General features: G+C 73.6%; 17 protein-coding genes and 2 pseudogenes. 9 read left to right on the top strand and 10 right to left on the bottom strand.

Annotated elements, in window-relative coordinates:
* Positions 1–108 precede the first annotated feature (108 nt).
* Positions 109–504, bottom strand: coding sequence for a GvpU-like protein (locus tag ABT263_RS19390; RefSeq protein WP_329491749.1), 396 nt, complete (start codon positions 502–504; stop codon positions 109–111).
* 194 nt (positions 505–698) lie between these two features.
* Here ABT263_RS19390 and ABT263_RS19385 point away from each other — a divergent pair, with 194 nt between their 5' ends.
* From ABT263_RS19385 to ABT263_RS19375, 3 genes are all read left to right on the top strand, one after another.
* A complete protein-coding gene (locus ABT263_RS19385; protein WP_329491748.1) occupies positions 699–890 on the top strand; it encodes a hypothetical protein in 192 nt (63 codons plus the stop codon).
* Between the two features lie 127 nt (positions 891–1,017).
* On the top strand, positions 1,018–1,218 hold the full coding sequence (locus tag ABT263_RS19380; protein WP_352291599.1) for a hypothetical protein: 201 nt from the start codon (positions 1,018–1,020) through the stop codon (positions 1,216–1,218).
* An 829-nt stretch (positions 1,219–2,047) separates the two neighbouring features.
* Positions 2,048–2,500, top strand: coding sequence for an MMPL family transporter (locus ABT263_RS19375; protein WP_352291597.1), 453 nt, complete (start codon positions 2,048–2,050; stop codon positions 2,498–2,500).
* A gap of 306 nt (positions 2,501–2,806) precedes the next feature.
* On the opposite strand, the gene ABT263_RS19370 is transcribed toward ABT263_RS19375, so the two are convergent.
* From ABT263_RS19370 to ABT263_RS19360, 3 genes and pseudogenes are all read right to left on the bottom strand, one after another.
* Positions 2,807–5,083, bottom strand: a complete 2,277-nt coding sequence (locus tag ABT263_RS19370; protein ID WP_352291595.1) for a catalase — start codon at positions 5,081–5,083, stop codon at positions 2,807–2,809.
* 330 nt (positions 5,084–5,413) lie between these two features.
* Positions 5,414–7,332 (bottom strand): annotated as a pseudogene (locus tag ABT263_RS19365) (molybdopterin oxidoreductase family protein).
* A gap of 188 nt (positions 7,333–7,520) precedes the next feature.
* Complete coding sequence (locus tag ABT263_RS19360; RefSeq protein WP_352291593.1) at positions 7,521–7,844, bottom strand: plasmid stabilization protein; 324 nt, start codon at positions 7,842–7,844, stop codon at positions 7,521–7,523.
* Positions 7,845–8,145: 301 nt separating this feature from the next.
* Here ABT263_RS19360 and ABT263_RS19355 point away from each other — a divergent pair, with 301 nt between their 5' ends.
* Both ABT263_RS19355 and ABT263_RS19350 read left to right on the top strand, forming a co-directional pair.
* Positions 8,146–8,706 (top strand): hemerythrin domain-containing protein, encoded by a 561-nt coding sequence (locus tag ABT263_RS19355; RefSeq protein ID WP_352291591.1) that lies wholly within the window; start codon positions 8,146–8,148, stop codon positions 8,704–8,706.
* A 225-nt stretch (positions 8,707–8,931) separates the two neighbouring features.
* Positions 8,932–9,441, top strand: a complete 510-nt coding sequence (locus ABT263_RS19350) for a hypothetical protein (protein WP_352291589.1) — start codon at positions 8,932–8,934, stop codon at positions 9,439–9,441.
* A gap of 163 nt (positions 9,442–9,604) precedes the next feature.
* On the opposite strand, the gene ABT263_RS19345 is transcribed toward ABT263_RS19350, so the two are convergent.
* Both ABT263_RS19345 and ABT263_RS19340 read right to left on the bottom strand, forming a co-directional pair.
* Entirely contained in the window at positions 9,605–9,853 is a 249-nt protein-coding gene (locus ABT263_RS19345; RefSeq protein WP_352291587.1) for a hypothetical protein, read from the bottom strand.
* Complete coding sequence (locus ABT263_RS19340) at positions 9,828–10,517, bottom strand: hypothetical protein (protein WP_352291585.1); 690 nt, start codon at positions 10,515–10,517, stop codon at positions 9,828–9,830. The genes ABT263_RS19345 and ABT263_RS19340 overlap by 26 nt, the downstream gene beginning before the upstream one ends.
* A 110-nt stretch (positions 10,518–10,627) precedes the next feature.
* Here ABT263_RS19340 and ABT263_RS19335 point away from each other — a divergent pair, with 110 nt between their 5' ends.
* Positions 10,628–11,062 (top strand): Hsp20/alpha crystallin family protein, encoded by a 435-nt coding sequence (locus ABT263_RS19335; protein ID WP_352291583.1) that lies wholly within the window; start codon positions 10,628–10,630, stop codon positions 11,060–11,062.
* Between the two features lie 126 nt (positions 11,063–11,188).
* Positions 11,189–11,482 (top strand): STAS domain-containing protein, encoded by a 294-nt coding sequence (locus tag ABT263_RS19330; protein ID WP_352291581.1) that lies wholly within the window; start codon positions 11,189–11,191, stop codon positions 11,480–11,482.
* Between the two features lie 157 nt (positions 11,483–11,639).
* Here ABT263_RS19330 and ABT263_RS19325 read toward each other — a convergent pair whose 3' ends face one another.
* Together ABT263_RS19325 and ABT263_RS19320 are read right to left on the bottom strand one after the other, a co-directional pair.
* Positions 11,640–12,059: a hypothetical protein gene (locus tag ABT263_RS19325; RefSeq protein ID WP_352291579.1), complete on the bottom strand. Its 420-nt coding sequence runs from the start codon at positions 12,057–12,059 to the stop codon at positions 11,640–11,642.
* 303 nt (positions 12,060–12,362) lie between these two features.
* Positions 12,363–13,331, bottom strand: coding sequence for an LLM class F420-dependent oxidoreductase (locus ABT263_RS19320; RefSeq protein WP_352291577.1), 969 nt, complete (start codon positions 13,329–13,331; stop codon positions 12,363–12,365).
* Positions 13,332–14,089: 758 nt separating this feature from the next.
* On the opposite strand from ABT263_RS19320, the pseudogene ABT263_RS19315 reads away from it, so the two are divergent.
* Positions 14,090–14,731: pseudogene (locus tag ABT263_RS19315) on the top strand (APC family permease); the annotation flags it as partial.
* A 73-nt stretch (positions 14,732–14,804) separates the two neighbouring features.
* Here ABT263_RS19315 and ABT263_RS19310 read toward each other — a convergent pair.
* Together ABT263_RS19310 and ABT263_RS19305 are read right to left on the bottom strand one after the other, a co-directional pair.
* Positions 14,805–16,310 carry a sensor histidine kinase gene (locus ABT263_RS19310; protein ID WP_502885821.1) on the bottom strand — a complete coding sequence of 502 codons (1,506 nt, stop codon included), beginning with the start codon at positions 16,308–16,310 and terminating at the stop codon, positions 14,805–14,807.
* 56 nt (positions 16,311–16,366) lie between these two features.
* A complete protein-coding gene (locus ABT263_RS19305; protein WP_352291573.1) occupies positions 16,367–17,077 on the bottom strand; it encodes a response regulator transcription factor in 711 nt (236 codons plus the stop codon).
* Positions 17,078–17,352: 275 nt separating this feature from the next.
* Here ABT263_RS19305 and ABT263_RS19300 point away from each other — a divergent pair, with 275 nt between their 5' ends.
* Positions 17,353–18,747 (top strand): ferredoxin reductase family protein, encoded by a 1,395-nt coding sequence (locus ABT263_RS19300; RefSeq protein WP_352291571.1) that lies wholly within the window; start codon positions 17,353–17,355, stop codon positions 18,745–18,747.
* Positions 18,748–18,755: the final 8 nt, after the last annotated feature.

Below are 18,755 nucleotides of genomic sequence, written 5' to 3'. Positions count from 1 at the left end.
CGCGCACGCCCCCCGCGAGCTGCACCGCCCCGCCGACGCGCCCCCGCCCCCGGCCGGCGCCCCCGCCGCCCCCCCCCCCCCCCCCGCCGCGCCCGCCCCGGCCTGGTGTCACTGGTCGGAGTAGCTGAGGTCTCCCACCGTCCAACTGCTGATGTCGGCGATGGCGATGCGGTACATGCCGCCCGTGTGCGGCAGCCCGTAGCTGCCCTGCAGGATGCGGGCGACGTGCAGGTGCAGATGCGTCGGCCGCACCGCCGGCACCGCCGTGCCTTCGCCGGCCGCGTCACCAGCGCCGGCCGCAGGCGCCGCGAAGAGTGCGGCGAACGGCTTGAGGTGCTCCGAGCCGGCGAGGACTTCCGCCACCCGCTCGTTCCACAGGCTCTGCGGCGCGAGCCGGCCGGTGATGACCGCCCCAGGCACGACGACGGTCAGGGGCATTTGGTTGCTGTGCTCGGACTCCACCATCGCGGCGATGTCGACGAGCAGCCCATCAGGGTTCGACATGCCACCAGAGGATAGTGCCCGCCGCAGCGCGGCCGTGCGGGCACCCCCGGCCCGCCGTCCGCCGGCACCTCCACCGGGCGCGCCGGGTGCAGGGAGATTCCACTGCCTGTGATCGAAGCGTGGAAAAATGTGGTGCAGCCAGGGCAGATATCGGCGGCGGCCTGGCGCCTCCGCCGGACTACGGAGGGAGAAGCATGATCCTCAACTTGTCGGCCGTCGTGTTCTTCGGCGCGGTCCTCGCCGTGCTGATCCGTCAGCGCCGCGCGACCCCGGCCGCAGCGTGCGTCGCCGTCGCCTTCGGCTTCCTGCTCGCCTCCAGCTCGGCCGCGCCCGCCGTTCACGGCGCCCTGGCCGCCGCGCTCACCGCACTCGCGCCCGCTGGCTGAACGAGCCGCCCAACCCGGTACCCCGCAGCTCCGGGCCGCCGTGCGGCCGGTAGCCTCCCGCCCTGTCCGAGATGTCCCGGGCCCCCGAGAGGGCCTACGCCCCTGAGGGGCGCGAAGGAGGGTGGAAATGCAGCAGCCCGCACCGACCGTGGACGGTTCCGTCCTGAGCGGAATCGTGGAGGCGGTCCGCGACGGCGACGACCGGGTCCTGCGCCGACTGCTGGCGCGCCTGGCCGAGCAGGCGACCGCCGCCGACCTCTACGCCCTGCGAGACGCCCTCGAACCGAGCTCCGACGACTCCGCCCCCGGCCGGACGAGGCCGCAATAAGGTCCGGCCTCCAGACACGGAAACCTGTGCTGGTGAGAGTAGACATTGCACGGCAGTCTGTGTAGTGTTCCTGGCGTTGGGAGAGCAGGACAGCAGAACGGGCAGACACGAACTGCCCGGGCAGTACCGCAGTTCGCAGTACCAGCAGTGATGCAGGAGGCGTGCAGGTCGTCAGTACGCGGGACCCGGTCATGACAGAAGGGGTTCGCGGCGGAAGGCGGGTGACCTGCCAGGCGTCACGGGCCCGGTTGTGCGTGGGGCCCGCGGCGGTGGCGGTCGCGCACGCGCAGGACGCAACATCCAGCAGTTCGCAGTACCGGCAGTACGCACGATGCACACCAGAGGAGAAGGGAAGGGTTCACCCCGTCGGATCGCCCGCCACGGCACGCAATCGGAGCCAGGCGGTCACCGCAGTAGCCATCGTCATGGAACGTCATGGAAGAGGTGGTCTTCGGTCACGCATACGCGATCCCCGCGCAATGCCCCTCCCCCGGGCAACGCGGACACCGCAAGCCGGCCCGACAGCCGGCAGCAGTAGTGCAGTAGATGGAGCAGTGAATCCTCATATCCCTGGGCCCCGGCGCACACAGCGCCGGGGCCCTCGACCCGTTCACGGGACGGCAGGTGCCGGCGGAACGGGCCGCCCTCGCCACCGACCGGAGCACGGCGGACCACCTGAGCGCCGAGACCAGGCCTGACGACAACTACCCCACCCCGCGCTGCGGAGATCCTGGCCCCCCGCCGGGCTTCCCGATCAGCCTCGACGACGCCGCACTCGTCCCGCGGCCCGAGCCGAAACCGGTTCGGAGGGAGCGCACCGCTGCCCCTGTTGCTCACCATGGCCGGACTTGCCGCCTCGGCCGGCTCGCTGGTGCTGATCAGCCATCTGTTCCCGGTCTCCATCTGGGCGATGAACTTCGCCATGATGTTCGCCCTCGCCCTCGGCATCGACTACACCGTCTTCCTGCTCGCCTCCGCCAAGGAGCACTACGAGCGCACCGGCGACCCCAAGGAGGCGATGGTCGGCGCACTCGCCCACTCCGGCCGGGTGATCTTCGCGGCCGCCGGCGTCATGGTCGCGGTGTTCTTCACCTTCGCCCTGTCCGGCCCGCTCCCGCCCAAGGAGATGGGCATCGTCCTCGGCGTCGCCGTGCTGCTCGACGCGGCGCTGGTCCGGCTGGTGCTGCTGCCGGTGATCCTGCGGCTGACCGGCCGCGCTGCCTGGCACACCCCGGCCTGGCTTGACCGCGTGCTGCCGCAGATCTCCTTCTCCCACGGCTGACCAGTCCCGAGCGCCGGTGGCGGGAGCGCGGTTCACCGCTCCCGCCACCGGCGCACACCGCTGCGTCGGGCGGGCTCGCTCACACCGCCGGCGCGCCGCCTCCGGGGCGCCACGGCGCGGACGGAGCCGCTGGACCGCACCGCACGTCCCACCGAAGAGCCGGCGCCGGCCTTCCGCCGTGCTCACCCACCTCGGCCGACCACGTCGTTCTCGGGAGGGTACGGCGCCCCCGAAGTCCCCAGGCCGCGGTCGGCCGGAGTGATCGCTCCGGCCGGCCGCGGCCGGGGGGCCACGTGCGGGGCTGGCTCAGTGGGCGGAGGCCGGGAAGCGTTCCCAGACCCGGTGCGTTTCGAGTTGCTCCGCCAGGGCCGAGATCGCCTGCCCGCCGTCGGTCTCGCTGAACACGCCCGGCGCCTGCGGGTCGATGCCCGCCGCCGCCCACAGGGCGCGCGCGTCCGCGAGGCCGGCGATCGGCTTGGCGTGCCGGTAGGCCTCGTTGACCAGCAGGACGATGCGGGAGTCGATCGCCGGCTGCCCGCCCGCCACGGCGCCGGACTTGGCGTCACGTGCCCCGCGGTCGTCGGCGCCGGGCGGGGGTGCGTCCGCGACCAGGAGCGCGTCGAACTCGACGGACCGGGCGGCGGCGAAGGTCCGCTGCACGGGGAGGTCGTCGGCCAGCGGCGCTCCGGTCGGGGCGATGACCAGCGGCAGCAGTCCCGCGGCGGACGCGTCGTCCCGGAGCCGCCGCACCACGCCGGGGTCACTGCCGGAGCCGGTGACGATCCCGAGCACGCGGCCGGTCGCCGGCCAGCGCCGCCCCAGCTGGGACAGGGCCGGACTGGGGGCGATCTCGGCGTTGGCCGTGTCAGTGGTCGCCGGCACGGGCAGGCCGAGGCCGGCGGCCACCTCCCGGCACAGCTGCTCGTCGATCCGGGCCAGGACGGTCAGGACCCGTTCCTTGATCGCCTGCTCGTACACCTTCGACAGCTCGAAGGTGTAGGCCGCGATCACGTGCTCGCGCTCCACCGGGCTCAGGCTGAGCCAGAACAACCGGGGCTGGCTGAAGTGGTCGGCGAACGACGCGGGCGCCTCACGCACCTTGGTCGCGGCGGAGATCGGGGTCGGGTACTCGACGAACGCGTGCTCGCCCGCGCCGGCGAAGAACGGGCAGCCGCCGTCGAGCGAGTTCGGCTTGTACGGTGCGACGCCGCTGTGCACCGCGTCCTGGTGGAAGCCGTCGCGCAGCATGTCGTTGACCGGGGCGTGGGTGCGGTTGACCGGGATCTGCGCGAAGTTCGGTCCGCCGAGGCGGGTGATCTGCGTGTCGAGGTAGGAGAAGAGGCGGCCGGCGAGCAGCGCATCGTCGGTGAGGTCGATGCCGGGCACCAGGTGCCCGGGGTGGAAGGCGACCTGCTCGGTCTCGGCGAAGAAGTTCGTCGGGTTCGCGTGGAGGGTGAGCAGCCCGATCGGCTGCACCGGGGCGAGCTCCTCCGGGACGATCTTGGTGGGGTCGAGCAGGTCGATGCCGGCGAACGTCTGCTCGGGGGTGTCGGGGAAGGTCTGGATGCCGAGCTCCCACTGCGGGTGGTTGCCGGACTCGATGGCGTCGGCGAGGTCGCGGCGGTGGAAGTCCGGGTCCATGCCGCTGATCAGCTGGGCCTCCTCCCAGACCAGGGAGTGCACGCCGGCCATGGGCTTCCAGTGGAACTTCACCAGGGTGCTGGCGCCCTCGGCGTTGACGAGGCGGAAGGTGTGGACTCCGAAGCCCTCCATCGTCCGGTAGGAGCGCGGGATGCCGCGGTCGGACATGTTCCAGATGGTGTGGTGGGTGGCCTCGGTGTGCAGCGAGACGAAGTCCCAGAACGTGTCGTGGGCGCTCTGTGCCTGCGGGATCTCCCGGTCCGGGTGCGGCTTGGCGGCGTGCACCACGTCCGGGAACTTGATGGCGTCCTGGATGAAGAAGACGGGGATGTTGTTGCCGACCAGGTCGAAGACGCCCTGGCCGGTGTAGAACTTGGTCGCGAAGCCGCGGGTGTCGCGCACGGTGTCCGCCGACCCGCGCGAGCCCAGCACGGTGGAGAACCGTACGAACACCGGCGTCTCCACGCCTTCCGCCAGGAACGCGGCCCTGGTGACCGCGGCCGCTGTCCCGTAGCCCCGGAAGGTGCCGTGGGCTGCGGCGCCGCGGGCGTGCACCACCCGCTCGGGGATCCGCTCGTGGTCGAAGTGCATGATCTTCTCGCGCAGGTGATGGTCCTGCAGCAGCACCGGGCCGCGCGGCCCGGCCTTCAGCGAATGGTCGCCGTCCGGCAGTCGCACCCCCTGCGCGGTCGTCAGGTACCCGCCGTTCTGCGACAGGGCGTCTGCCGGCAGGCCGGTGTCGCGGCCGGTGGGCGACACCGGCAGGGGCCCCTGCTGGTCCCGCTTCGCGGGCAGCGGAGCCCTCGGTTCGAGCGGCTCCGCCACCTGAGGCGGTGTGCTGCCCGGCGCTCCGGGCACACCGCCCGGCGGCCGGCCGTCCTCGCGCACGGCCTCGGCTACGGCGTCGACGATCCTCTTCACGGGTCCCGGCTTGTCGTCCATCATGTCCTCCGGCATCGGGTCAGGTCCGGCACCCGCGGGCACGATCGCCGGACCGGCGCCACGCCCACGAGTGCTGTACGAACGACTATCCCGACCGGCGCCGACCCGCCCGGCACGACACACCCGCTCCCCCGAGGAACGGCCACCCCGCCGCCTCCGCTGTCGCTCCTCCTCGCGCCGGTCAGCGGTCTCCCGGGTGGTGGCGGGCTGTGCGGCCGGCACTCGTTCCCTCCCGTCGACCTCGTCCTGGAGGTGCGCCGGGCCCTCGGCCTTCCGGTAGGCGCCCGTCATCCTGACTTCACGGATGCCGGGGGCGTTCGGGGTGCAGGGTCAGCGGTGGTGTTCGGAGCGGGCCAGGCGGGCGGTGGCCGTCTTGAAGACCGGCTGCTTCGACGAGGGGTCGAGGCGGGTGGCGATGAGCTCGTTCGCGGCGCGGTCGCGGCGCGGCGGACTGTCGGCGTGGTCGGGGCCGTGGTCCCAGTAGCCGTAGTGGAACGGCAGGAAGAGCGGCCCCTCGCGGATCCCGGTGATCCGGACCCGGGCGGTGACGGAGCCACGGGCGGTGGTCAGGACGGCCCTGTCCCCGTCGGTGAGGCCGTGTCGGCAGGCGTCGGCCCGGGAGCATTCGACCCATATCTCGGGCGCGGCGCGCTGGAGTTCGGGAACACGGCCGGTCTTGGTGCGGATGTGGAAGTGGTAGATGGTGCGGCCGGTGGTCAGCCACAGCGGATAGGCGTCGTCGGGCGGTTCCGGGGGCGGCTCGTAGTCGGCGGCCCGGAGAAGTGCTTGGCCGTGCGGGTTCAGGGCCCGGTACTGGGCCTCGGTCGCGGGCTCGCCGGTGTCGAGGTCGCGGCCGTAGGTCTCACAGGTCTCCGGATGGGCCCAGAAGCGGCCCTCGGCGTAGAGCCTCGGCGTGCCGAAGGGGAGGGCGGGTGTCGCGGGCCACTGGGTGCCGCCGTGTTCGCGCAGCAGTTGGTAGCTGAGCCCGGTGTAGTCGCAGGGGCGGCCCTTGCTGCACTGCTGCCATGCGGCGAACGCCGACGGGGCGTCCTGCCAGGTGATCAGTGGACGGCCGGAGCGGGTGCGCAGGTCCATTCGGTGGGCGAAGCCGAGGAAGATGTCGAGGTCGGACCTGGCGAGGCCGGGTGGGTCGACGGCCTTCTCCGAGAGGTGGACGGTGCGGTCGGCGTTGGTGAAGGTGCCGGTCTTCTCGCCCCAGGTCGCGGCCGGCAGGACCACGTCGGCGAACTCGCCGGTCTCGGTGGGGAAGATGTCCTGCACCACGACGAACAGGTCGGGCCGGGCGAGGATCCGGCGGATCCTGGCGAGGTCGGGCAGGGACACCGCGGGGTTGGTGGCGCTGATCCACAGGAACTTCAGGGCGCCGGTCTCGGCGAGGCGGAACATCTCCAGCGCATGGGTGGGCGGGCCGCCGTGGTCCAGCACCGCGGGGTCGATGTTCCACAGCTCGGCGAGTTCGGCGACGTGGCGCGGATTCGCCCAGTTGCGGAAACCCGGCAGGTCGCCGTTGGCGCCGCACTCGCGGGTGTTCTCGGCGGTGGGCTGGCCGTTCATCGGAAGGGCGCCGGCGCCGGGGCGTCCGAGTTGTCCGCGCAGCAGGTGCAGGTTGTTGACCTGGACGGCGCTTGCCGTGGCCTGGTGCGATTGGTAGACGCCCTGGAGCACGGTAGAGACGAGCCGGTCGGTGCCCGCGATCAGCTCGGCGGCGCGGCGGATCTCGCCCGCGGGCAGTCCGCAGATGCCGGCCGCCCAATCGGTTTGCCGTCGCAGCCGAAGGACTCCTTGAGGGCCTCGCCCGCTGTGGCGGTGCACAGGCGGGTGTTGCCGTCCAGGTGGTTGGTGCCGATCCCGGCGCGGGCGAGGACGGTCAGCGTGTAGTACTCCTCCAGGAACAGCTGCCCCGAGGTGTAGAAGCCGACCGCGTCCGGCCCGTGGTCCTTCAGCACGGACCGGCAGCGCCCCGCGACGGTGTCCAGGGCGGTGTCCCAGTCCGTGGCGACGAGTCGGCCGCCGCGGCGGACCTGCGGCGCGGTGAGCCGGTCGGGCGAGGCGCTGGCCTGCCACCCGAACAGGTCCTTGATGTCGAGGCGGCCGTGGTTGACCCGGTCCCCGGCCCGGCCGCGGACACCGACGATCCTCCCGTCACGGACCGCGATGTCCATGGCGTCGCCGTTGGAGTGCAGAAGCGACGCGGAAGGCACCCAGCGCTGCACGTCGGCCTCGCTCAGCCCGGGGGCCAGTTGGAGGTCGACCCGGGCGGGCCACGGCGTGCCGGGGGCGTACGGGGTGCGGGGCCCCCAGGGATCGGCGGTCCGGTCCACGGTCGTGCTGCTTCCGTCGCCGACCCCGGTGGTCGGGAGGCGACTTCTGCGCGGTGGCGCTGGGGACCCTCAGGGGGCGCGCGGGTGGCGGTCGGTCAGTGGCCGAGAGCGCTGGCGAGTTCCTTCTTGGTCATCTTCGAGCGGCCGTGGATGTTGCGCTGCTTGGCCTCGTTGTACAGCTGTTCCTTCGTCGGCCCCTGGGAGCCGGAGTGCGAACGCTGGCCGCCGCGCCGGGAGGAGGAGGTGTCGTGGGTGGAGGAGCGGCTGGCCGTCTTCGACTCGCCGTGCCGGGCCCGTTCCTTGTTCACGGTCCGGGCCGCGATCTCCTCGGCCCGCTTCTTGCTCTCGCCGCGGTCCAGGGCACTGTCCTTGATGTGCTCGTACTGGCGTTCACGCTTCTTGCTCGATCCGGCAGGCATGACTCCTCCTTCTGACGGTGCTCCGCAGCGGCGTCTACCCCGAACGTAAGGGCCGACTCGCGGGCCCGCCCGTGCCCGTCCCGGCGGTGCGCCGTGCCGCGCTGCCCCCCGCGCCGGGCCCGGCCACGTGCCGGGGCCCCTCTCCGGCCTCGGGGACCGGGACCGGGGACCTGGCCGCGGTCGGCCCCCGTTCGGGTGAGGTGGCGTCGCCGTCGCCCACCGCACGCACCCGCCGGGGAACGACTGCCAGGTGGCCGGGACCAGCCCGGCCCGGACGGAACGAACGAGAGGCAGGCGTTTCATGGGACACGGCGGAAACGTGATCGACGAACTGATGGCCGACCACCGGGAGGTGGAGGAGATGTTCGCCCGGATCCAGGCGATGACGGGCGGCGGCCAGCAGCTGCGGGACGTGGTCGACGAGGTCACCATCGAGCTGGTGCGGCACTCCGTCGCCGAGGAGCAGTACCTCTACCCGGCGGTGCGCGAGCACGTCCAGGGCGGCGACCGGCTCGCGGACAAGGAGATCGCCGACCACGGCCGGGTCGAGGAACTCCTCAAGAAGCTGGAGGACACGAAGACGGACGACCCGCAGATGAGCCCCCTGCTGCGGCGGCTCATGGACGAGGTCGCGGCACACGTCCAGGACGAGGAGCACAACCTCTTCCCCATGCTGCGCCAAGCGTGTACGCCGGAGCAGCTGAACGACCTCGGTGACAAGATCCGCCGGGCCAAGTCCATGGCGCCGACCCGCCCCCACCCCGCCGCGCCCGACAGCCCCGCGGCCAGCAAGCTGCTCGCTCCCGGTGTCGGCCTGGTCGACCGGGCCCGCGACTTCGTCACCGGCCGCGGCAAGTCCTGATCCACCCCCGCGACCGGCCGGCGGTCCTGGCGTCGGGGCGGGGCCGTCGCACGGCCAGCCCTGCCCCGACGCCAGGATCGGGCCGGCGTGATGCCCGTCATGCCGCCCCCCTCAAAGAAGCGGCCTACACTGGGCGGCCACGAGCGGGGCAGCGCGGCTCCGCACCGGACGGCTCGCACCACCGGCACCGGACCAGGCGAGCACCTCCCCGAGGGACCGATCCCCGTGCCCGACCTGTCACCCGTCATAGCCTCCTGCACCCGCTGGCTCCTGAACGCCTACCCTCCCCCGGCCGGCGCCTTCAGCCGCGCACTCGCAGAGAGCCAGGCCCGGCAGGCGACCGCCCTGGCAGCCGCCCTGCGCTACCCCACCCCGATGGACGTCCAGCTCCTGGACCTGCTCGGCCCCGGCGGCGCCGACCGGCTCGACCGGCTCACTGGCCACGACCCCCGTCCGGACGACGCCGCGTGGCGGACCTGGGTGGACGAGACCGTGGTCAGCTGGGCCGCCTGCTTCCTCGCCGACCCCGCACTCGCCTCGCACGCCCACCAGACCCTCGCCACGACCGAGCACCACACCGGGGCGGGAGCCCTGCGACGCCTCACCGAGCCCGGCATCCGCGACACCGAGGCGGCCGTCCTGCTGCGCCACCCCGACCTCCTGGAGCCCGTCGCCGCCCTGCACCGGAGCCGGCTCGGGGAGCGGCTGAACGTCGAGGGCGCCCCGACGGCGTGATGCCGCCGGCCGGCCGAGCGTCCGACATCGGGGCCGCCTGGAGCTGGAGGCCACTGGCGCTGACCGCCGCCGGAGCGCGCCCGGCGGGACACGGACGCGGACCGTACGGCGGTCGCGGGCCGCGGACGGCTCCCGGCCGGGTCAGGCCTGCTGGCTGGCCGGGTCAGGCCTGCTGGTTGCTCGCCGGCGGCGTGGCCCGGGGGCTGCCTGCATCGGGGGCGGGCAGTGGCCAGTCGGGTCGGGCGAGCTGGTGGCGCAGGGTGTCGAGCCGGGCCAGGTGGGAGTCGAGGGCGGTGGTGACGGCGACCGTGGTGGCGGCCACTCGTGCTTCGAGGTCGTGAATCCGGTCCAGGAGCTCCTGCCAGCGCTCCTCGCCGGCGACGGGATCAGGCGCGGCGTTGGTCGCTGTCATCGCGGAGCTGGGCGGTGTGGTGGGTGAGGGCGTCGAGGCGGGTGGCGAGGTCGTCCTGGCCGGCGCCGAGGTGGGGGCGGACGGCGGCGAGGGGCTCGATGAGGTCGGCTGGGTCGGTGGCGCCGAGGGCGGCGGTCAGGGCGGCCTGGGCGGGGCGAGCGCCGGGGGCGAGCGCGGTCGCGGTGATCCGGGCGGCGAGGACCCGCAGCTCGGCGGCGTTGTCACGGGCCCAGGCGGTGACGGTGCGGTCGGCGGCTCGGCGGTCACGAACGGCCTTGACGCGTTCCGCGCCGGTACCGGCCTGCGTCGTGCGACCTGCGGCGGGCTTGAGGCGCAGGTAGCGGTTCTCGGCCGCCTGGCGGCTGGCGACGCCCATGGGGTGGGCGAGGTCGGCCCAGGTGGCACCGGCCTCCCGGGCGGTCCGCACCAGTCCGGCCTCCCAGCCGGCGAGCTCGGTACGCAGCTCCCGCAGCAGGACGAGTGCGGCCAGAGCGGGCTCGGGGCCGTCCTGCGCGTCAGGGGCGCCCGGGGGCTGCGGCCCGGGGTCGCGGGCGGTGCGGACGGCGTCGTCGATCGCGGCCAGCGCCGCCGCGGCCGCCAGGAACGAGGCGGGTCCGACCGGCCGGGGGCCGTCGGGGGCGGGTCTGCGGGGCTTCTCATTCATGACAGTCACTCTATAGGCGACGCGGAGACTTGTCATCGGATGGATGACGCGCTACAACGGTCTCAGAAGAAGCGCACTGGCACCCGTTCGATCAGTGGAGGTGTTTCGCGATGCTGCTGCGCACTGATCCGTTCCGCGAGCTGGACCGGCTGACCCAGCAGTTCCTGGGCAACACGGGAACCTGGTCGCGGCCGGCATCGATGCCGTTGGACGCCTACCGGGCCGGGGACGAGTACGTGATCTGCTTCGACCTGCCCGGGGTGGACCCGGAAGCCATCGACATCGACGTCGAACGGAACATGGTGACCGTCAAGGCCGAGCGTCGCCCCCGCCGCGAGAGCGAGGGCGTGAAGTGGGAGCTGTCCGAGCGCCCGCTCGGAGTGTTCTCCCGCCAGGTCATGCTGTCCGACACCCTCGACCCCGCCGGGATCACCGCCGACTACGACGCCGGCGTGCTGACCCTGAAGATCCCGGTCGCCGAGAGGGCCAAGCCCCGCAAGGTCTCGATCAGCCACAGCGGAAGCCGCACGCAGATCCAGGCCTGACCCGCCCCGATGCCGTTCCGCGCCGCCCCCGATCTCTCCCCCCTCGATCGACGGGGCGGCCGGAACACCCCCGACCGCAGGCCGGCCCCGCCCGGACCGGCCCGCCCGCAGCGACGCGGAAACGCCATGAACAGCCGGAGCAGCGAACCCTTCATCGTACGGGCGAACGGCGAGATCGACCTCGACACCGCCCCGGCCCTGCGCCATGCCCTGGCCACCGCGCTCGAGTCGCACCGGGAGGTCGTCCTCGACCTGTCGGAGGTGACGTTCATGGACTGCGCGGGCCTGGGCGCCCTCGTCCAGGCTTGCAACCAGGCCGACCGCGACGGCAGGCGCCTGATCGTGCGCGAGGCCGGGCGCTGCGTCGTCCGCCTGCTGAAGCTCACCGGTCTGCACCGGCGCCTGGCCGCGCTGCCCTGACCGCGCACCGGCTTTGGGGGTGGAGGGAGAACCGCGGTGGCTCTTCCCCGGGAGGCGTTCCTGGCGGAATCCGGGAACGCGGTGGTGACGACACCCCCCAGGAGGCCGAGCGGGCCGCCCGGATCGTCCTGACCCTGCTCGGCGCCCAGCCGGCCGGTCAGGTGGTAAGGCTGCCGCGGGTGAGCATGGCGGCGAGGAGGCGGGTGGCGGCCTCGGCGTCGGCGAGTTCGTCGCCGGTGGGGAGGACGGCGCCGAAGGCGCGGTTGCCGGGGGCGTCCAGGGCGCGCCAGTGAAGGACCGGTGCGAGGTGGCTGCTGGCGTCGGCGAGGAACCAGGCGAGGTGGCCATGGGTGCGGGCGATGGTCAGTGCCAGGGCCGCGAGAGCTTCGCGCAGTGCGGCGAGCCGCTCGATCCTCGACAGCGCCTGGTGGGTGTCGGCGGGGCCGATCGCGGCATCGAGGGCTGCGGCGGTCTTGCGGGCCAGAGCGGAGTCGGTCGCGGTGAGTTCCCAGGTCCCGTCGGTGAGCTGGAGTTCCGCCTCGTGGATGACGCGCTCGACCGCCGTGACCATGCTCATGACGGGAAGTGTATCGGCTGGGCCCGGCGCGCCGGTCGGCGGTGTCAGCGGAGGCGGGCTGGGCGTGCGGGCAGGTGGGCCGGCCTGGTCCGACCGGTCCTGCGAGCGGGCGGGCCGCCTCCCCGACGGTCTCCCTCCGGAAGGTGTCGGTTCTGTCCGTGTGCGCCGGCGCCTCCCCCGGGCCACGGCACGCCCGTCAGATCGACGATCGGCCCGGGAGGGCGGTCCGCGAGGGCGTCGTCGAGCCTGCTCCGACCGTCCTGTGCCCGGCGGAGCCCGCGGCGTGGCCGAGCCGACCAGGTTTCAGAACGCCTCACGCAAGGCCGGCAGCAGGGTGCCCTCGGCCCAGTCGAGGAACGCGGGCTGGCTGTCGCCGCCGACCTGTATGAGGGCCACCTCGTCGAACCCGGCGTCGACGAACGGCCGCACCGCCTCGACGAAGTCGTCGACCCGGTCACCGCACGGAACGGATTCGGCGACGTCCTCGGGGCGGACGAAGCGGCTCGCGGCGGCGAACCCCGCCGTCCCGGGCAGCTCGGCGTTGACCTTCCAACCGCCGCCGAACCAGCGGAACTGCTCGTGGGCCCGCCGGACGGCGGTGTCCCGGTCGGTGTCCCAGCACACCGGAAGCTGACCCACGGCCGGCTTTCCGGCCCCGCCGTGCTCGGCGAACCCGCTGATCAGCGCCTGGTCCGGCTCCACGGCGATCACCAGATCGGCCAGCCGGCCGGCAAGGTCGCAGGAGTCCGGCCCTGATACCGCCACCCCGATCGGCGGGGGCCGGTCGGGCAGATCCCACAGCTTGGCGCCCTCGACGTCGAAGTACCGGCCTCGCCGGGTGACGTACCCGCCGTCGAACAGTGCCCGGATGATCTGTACCGCCTCGTCGAGCATCGCCTGGCGCACCGGTACCGCAGGCCAGCCCCGCCCGATCACGTGCTCGTTGAGGTTCTCGCCGCTGCCCAGCCCGAGCCGGAAGCGGCCCTCGGACAGCAACTGCAACGTGGCGGCCTTCTGCGCCACCACCACGGGGTGGTAGCGGAACGTCGGGCACGTCACGTAGGTCATGAGCGGGATCCGGGAGGTGGCCTGCGCGGCGGCACCGAGCACCGCCCACGCGTACGGAGCGTGACCCTGCTCGTCCAGCCAGGGGAAGGAGTGGTCCGAGATCACCGAAAAGTCGAACCCGGACTGCTCGGCGCGCACCACGTCCGCGACCAGGTCACGCGGGCCGCGCTGCTCGGTCATCATCGTGTATCCGATTCTCACCATGACCCCGCGCCTGCCCGATCACCGTCATCCTCACACCGAGCTGCCCCATCCCATCCGGGGCCCCGGATGCCGGCAGCGGCAGCGGCCACCTGGCGGCGCCCGCCCGACGCGGGCCGTGGCTGCGCCGCTTCCGGGCGGACGCGAGGGAGGCACTCAAGGCGAATGCCAACCCGAGCTCTGGGCGCAGCGTGCGCCACGCCCAGCGCTCGGACGGCCGGGCTCCTCTCCTGGAGCACCCGGCAGGCACGGCGCGGCGCGGGACGGCCGGCGCAGTCCCGTCGGACGGAACTTGCCGGGCCGGGCCGGGCCGGGTGACGGTCGCGGAGGCGGCGCGGTACTGGCACAGCCGAGCCTGGCCCACACATCACCTTCACCTTCCGTGCTGTCACATTCGATGGTCGGCATCCGTCGGAGGTATGCAGGGAGCGACGATCCCGCCCCTGCCGAAGTACTCGAACCATCCACGGAGGAAACAGTCATGAGTATTCGTCAGACCGCTGCCCGAGTCGGCCTGGTGGCCGCCGGCCTCGCCGTCGTCGCCGGTGGCGCGGGCGTCGCCCACGCCGACATGGACCGCTACGCCCCGGGCTCGCACTCGTGGCGGACCGGCAGTGGCGCCGGCGCCCCCAACGCGATGGCCGCGGTGATGGACACCAGGGCGGACGGCAACCCCGTCTACACCCGGTACAACCGCAACTACCCGAGCACCGAGCTCTACTCGCTCTGGAACAAGTCCGGCGAGGGCACCACCAGCTACAGCCACGCTCGGGGAGGAGGTGCGCGATCCGCGACGGACCATCCCCCTGGCGGTCTCGCTCGCCCTCGGCATCACCCTGGTGGTGTACGCCCTCGTCGCGCTCGCCGTCCTCGCCGTCCTCGGCCCGGCCGGTCTGGCCCGCTCGGCGGCGCCGCTGGTCGACGCCGTCCGGGCCGCCGGCGCCCCGGGCCTGGCCCCGGTGGTGCGCGCGGGTGCGGCCGTGGCGGCGCTCGGCTCGCTGCTCGCGCTGATCCTCGGGGTCTCGCGCACCACCCTGGCGATGGCCCGCGACCACCACCTGCCGCACCGGCTGTCCGCCGTCCACCCGCGTTTCGGCGTGCCGCACCGCGCGGAGCTGGCCGTCGGCGCGGTGGTCGCCGTCCTGGCGGCCACCGCGGACGTGCGCGGCGCGATCGGCTTCTACTCCTTCGGCGTGCTCGCCTACTACGCCGTCGCCAACGCCTGCGCCTGGACCCTCACGCCCGCGGAGGGACGCCCACCCCGGGTCGTGCCGGTGGTCGGCGCGACGGGCTGCCTCGTCCTGGCCGCCGCCCTGCCGGCCGCCTCGGTGCTGTGGGGCGCCGCCGTGATCGCGCTGGGCGCCACCGTCTACGGCGCGCGCAGGCTGCTTCGCCGGGGCTGAACACGCCTCGGTGGCCGACCGCTGCACCGACGGCCGTGACGCGCGGGCCAGCCGGGCGCCGGCCGGCCGGGAGTCATGGTGACGACGATGCCGCCGCCCGGGCATCGGGGCAGCCGAGAGTCACCGTGACGACGGTGCCGCCGCCCGGGCGTGGGGACAGGGTCACCGTGCCGCCGTGGGCGGTGGCGACCGCCTCGGCGATGGCGAGGCCGAGTCCGGTGCCGCCGCTCGTGCGCGAGCGCGAGCTGTCGCCCCGGACGAACCGTTCGAAGACGTGCGGGGCGAGCTCGGGAGGGATTCCCGGGCCGTCGTCGGAGACGGTAATGCGGCGGGCTTCGACCCGCAGGACGACGGTGGTGCCTTCGGGGGTGTGGCGGTGGGCGTTCGAGAGCAGGTTCGTGACGACCTGGCGCAGCCGGTGCTCGTCCCCCGTCACGACGACCGGCTCGGGCGGCAGTTCGAGCCGCCAGTGGTGGCCGGGCGCCGCGACGCGCGCGTCCTGGGTGCAGTCGAGGGCGATGCGGGTGAGGTCGACCTCCTCCCGGGCGAGCGGCCGCCCCGCGTCGAGCCGGGCGAGCAGCAGCAGGTCCTCGACGATGGCTCCCATCCGGACGGACTCGGCATCGATGCGGCGCAGCGAGTGCGTCACCTCGGCCGGAGCGCTTCCCGGGTGGCCGAGGGCGAGTTCGGCGTGGCCCCGGATGGTGGCGAGCGGCGTCCGCAGTTCGTGGCCCGCGTCGGCGGCGAAGGCCCGCAGCCGGTTCTCGGACGCGTGGCGCTGGGCGAGGGAGTTTTCGACGTGGCCCAGCATCCGGTTGAAGGCGAGGGCGACCCGGCCGGTCTCGGTCCTCGGATCCGCCCCCGGTACCCGGTCGTCGAGGACGACCTCGCCCGCCGCGAGCGGGAGGGCGCTGATCCGCTCCGCCGTGTCGGCGATGCGGTTCATCGGGCGCAGCGAGAGCCTCACCCAGAGGGCGCCGGCCACGCCGGTGATGCCGAGGGCGATCGCGAAGGAGACCAGCTCCAGTGCGACGACGCGGTTCTCGGTCTCGTGCACCTGGTGCAGGGGGAGCCCGGTGATCAGGACGTCGCCGTCGCGCCCGGCGACGGCGCGGAGGCGGTAGGGGCCCGGGCCGGAGAGGCGCACCGAGCCGGGTGTTCCGCCCACCGGGAGCCGGGCGAGGTTCTGCCGGTCCCGCTGGGTGAGGGCGACGGTGTCGTCGGTGTCGGCCGGGGTGGTGCCCTCGGCGACCCCTTCGTCGTCGGCGTCGCCGTCGACCACGCCCGCGTTGGTGACCCGGCCGTTCACCAGGCGGGCGCCGAAGGTGCCGGGGCTCTGGGCGCGGGTGTCACCGCGTGGTTCCGGGCCGGCGCCGCCGTGTTCCAGGCTGGCGGCGTACCGTCCGCCCGCGTCGGCGAGGCGCTGGTCGAGCTGGTTCACCAGGTAGTGGTCGAGCGCGGTGGTGACGGCGAGGCCGACACCGGCGAAGGTGACGGCCAGCAGGGCCAGCAGGCCTGCGACCAGCCTGCTGCGGATGGTGCGCGGCACGAGGCGGCTCTCCACCAGCCGGCCCTTCACGGAGCGGCTCTCCGCCGAGCGATCCTTCAGGGAGCGGCCCTTCACCGAGCGGCCCTTCACGCGACCGGTGCTTTGATCAGGTAGCCGGCGCCCCGGACGGTGTGGATCATCGCCGGCCGGCCCGCGTCGACCTTCTTGCGCAGGTAGCTGATGTAGAGCTCCACGACGTGGGCCTGCCCGCCGAAGTCGTAGGACCAGACGGCATCCAGGATCTGGGCCTTGCTCAGCACCTGGCGCGGATGCTGCATCAGGTAGCGGAGCAGCTGGAACTCGGTCGGGGACAGCTCGACCGGGGTGCCGCCCCGGAGCACCTCCCTGGACTGCTCCACCAGGACGAGGTCACCCAGCACGAGGGCGCCCGCCGGCACCGCGGCCGCGGAGGTGTCCGCCGCCCGGGCCCGCCGCAGCAGCCGCCGCAGCCTGACCACGACCTCCTGCAGGCTGAAGGGCTTGGTGACGTAGTCGTCGCCGCCGGCTTCGATCCCCGCGATCCGGTCCTCGACGGCGTCGCGGGCGGTCAGGAACAGCACCCGTACCTGGGGCTGCTCGGCGTGGATGCGTGCCAGCACCGCCATGCCGTCCAGGCCGGGGAGCATCATGTCCAGCACGACGGCGTCGGGCTCCCAGCCGCGGCACTCCAGCACTGCCTCCTCCCCCGAGGCCGCCCCGCGCGACTCCCAGCCCTCGTGGCGCAGCGCGGCGCACAGCACCTCGACCAGGTCGGGTTCGTCGTCGACGACCAGGACACGCGGGGTGGGCACGGGCATGGCATCCAATCCGGTCGGCGCTCCCGGTCGCCGGGGGCGTGCGGTAGCTCTCCGCGCCATTGTGCCGTGCCAGGGTGAGAATCCGCTGAGACCGCGAACCGTCGATCATGGCCCTGAACTGGCAGAACTCTCTGCGGGAGGGTCGGTGGCGGCGGAACTCAGAGGGAACTGAGAGATACGGCTGACACGGTGGACCGGTCTCCGGATCACGGTCGTCCGCGCACCCTCCCGGGCCGCGCGCAGGACGTCGGAGCCGCGCAGAGAGGAACAGGACCATGGGTACCGCAGTCCAGCGACCGCGTCGCGCCGCGCCTGCCGGCCACCGTCGGCTCCAGCACACCTCACAGCGGCCGGTGCTCCCGCCGTGGCTGCTCGCCCGGCTCGTCCCGCCGGCCGTGGCCACCGGAGCGGGCGCCGTGCTCGCCCTGTGGTGGCAGGACACCTACGCGGTGACCGGTGCCGACCAGTGGCTCACCGGCGCGGGCCGGATCACCGGCCTGCTCGCCGGGTACGCCGCGCCGGTGCTGCTCCTGCTGATGGCCCGGATACCCGCCCTGGAGCGGGACGTCGGTGCGGACCGGCTGGCGCGCTGGCACGCGATCGGCGGGCGCTACCTGGTCGGTCTGGTCGCCGTCCACGTCCTCACCGTCGTCTGGGGGTCCGCGCTCACCGCGCACCGGGCCGTCGTCGGCGAAACCGTGCGGATGGTGCTCCACGACCCGGACATGCTCAAAGCCACCGCGGCCACCCTGCTCCTCCTCGGCACCGGCGCCGTCTCGGCCCGGGCGGCCCGCCGCAGGCTGGGCTACGAGACCTGGTACTACCTGCACCTGGCGACCTATCTCTCGGTCGCCCTCGGCTTCGCCCACCAGCTCACCAACGGCGCCGACCTCGGCCGGGGGCCCGCCCGCGCCGGCTGGTACGTGCTCTACGTCGCCACCTTCGCCGTGCTGGGCTGGTACCGGCTCGCCGTCCCGTTCCTCCGCGACCGCCGCCACCGGCTGCACGTCGCGGAGGTCCGTCCCGAGGGTCCCGGGGTGGTGTCCGTCTTCCTGACCGGTGAGCGGCTGGCCGAACTGCGCGCCGAACCGGGCCAGTTCTTCCGGCTCCAGTTCCTCGCCCCGGGACTGCGGTGGGCCGCGAACCCGTACTCGCTCTCCGCGCCGCCCACCGACCGGTTCCTGCGCTTCACCGTCAAGGGACTCGGCGGCCACAGCGCCGCCCTCGCCGGCCTCCGCCCGGGGACCCGGGTGCGCGCCGAGGGCCCGTACGGGGCCTTCACCGCCCGCCGGCGGACCCAGCGGCGTGTCCTGCTGATCGCCGGCGGCGTCGGCATCACCCCGCTGCGGACCCTGTTCGAGACCCTGCCGGCCGGGCCCGGTGAGCTGACCCTGCTCTACCGGGCCCGGGACTGCGAGGACCTGCTGTTCCGGCAGGAACTGGAGCGGATCGCCGGGACGCGCTCGGCCCGCCTGTCCTACCTCGTCGGCCGTGGTGACGAGACGGGCGACCCGCTCTCCGCGGCCGCGCTCGGCCGGCTGGTGCCGGGCCTGGCGCAGCACGACGTGTTCCTGTGCGGGCCGGCGGCCATGACCGGGGCGGTCACGCGCGAGCTGCGTGCCGCCGGTGTCCCCGCCCACCGCATCCACCACGAGTCGTTCGACCTCTGAAGGAGCCC

The sequence above is a fragment of the Kitasatospora sp. NPDC001603 genome, assembly GCF_040298365.1.
GTDB lineage: Bacteria > Actinomycetota > Actinomycetes > Streptomycetales > Streptomycetaceae > Kitasatospora.
This window is presented reverse-complemented; position numbering and strand designations above follow the sequence as displayed.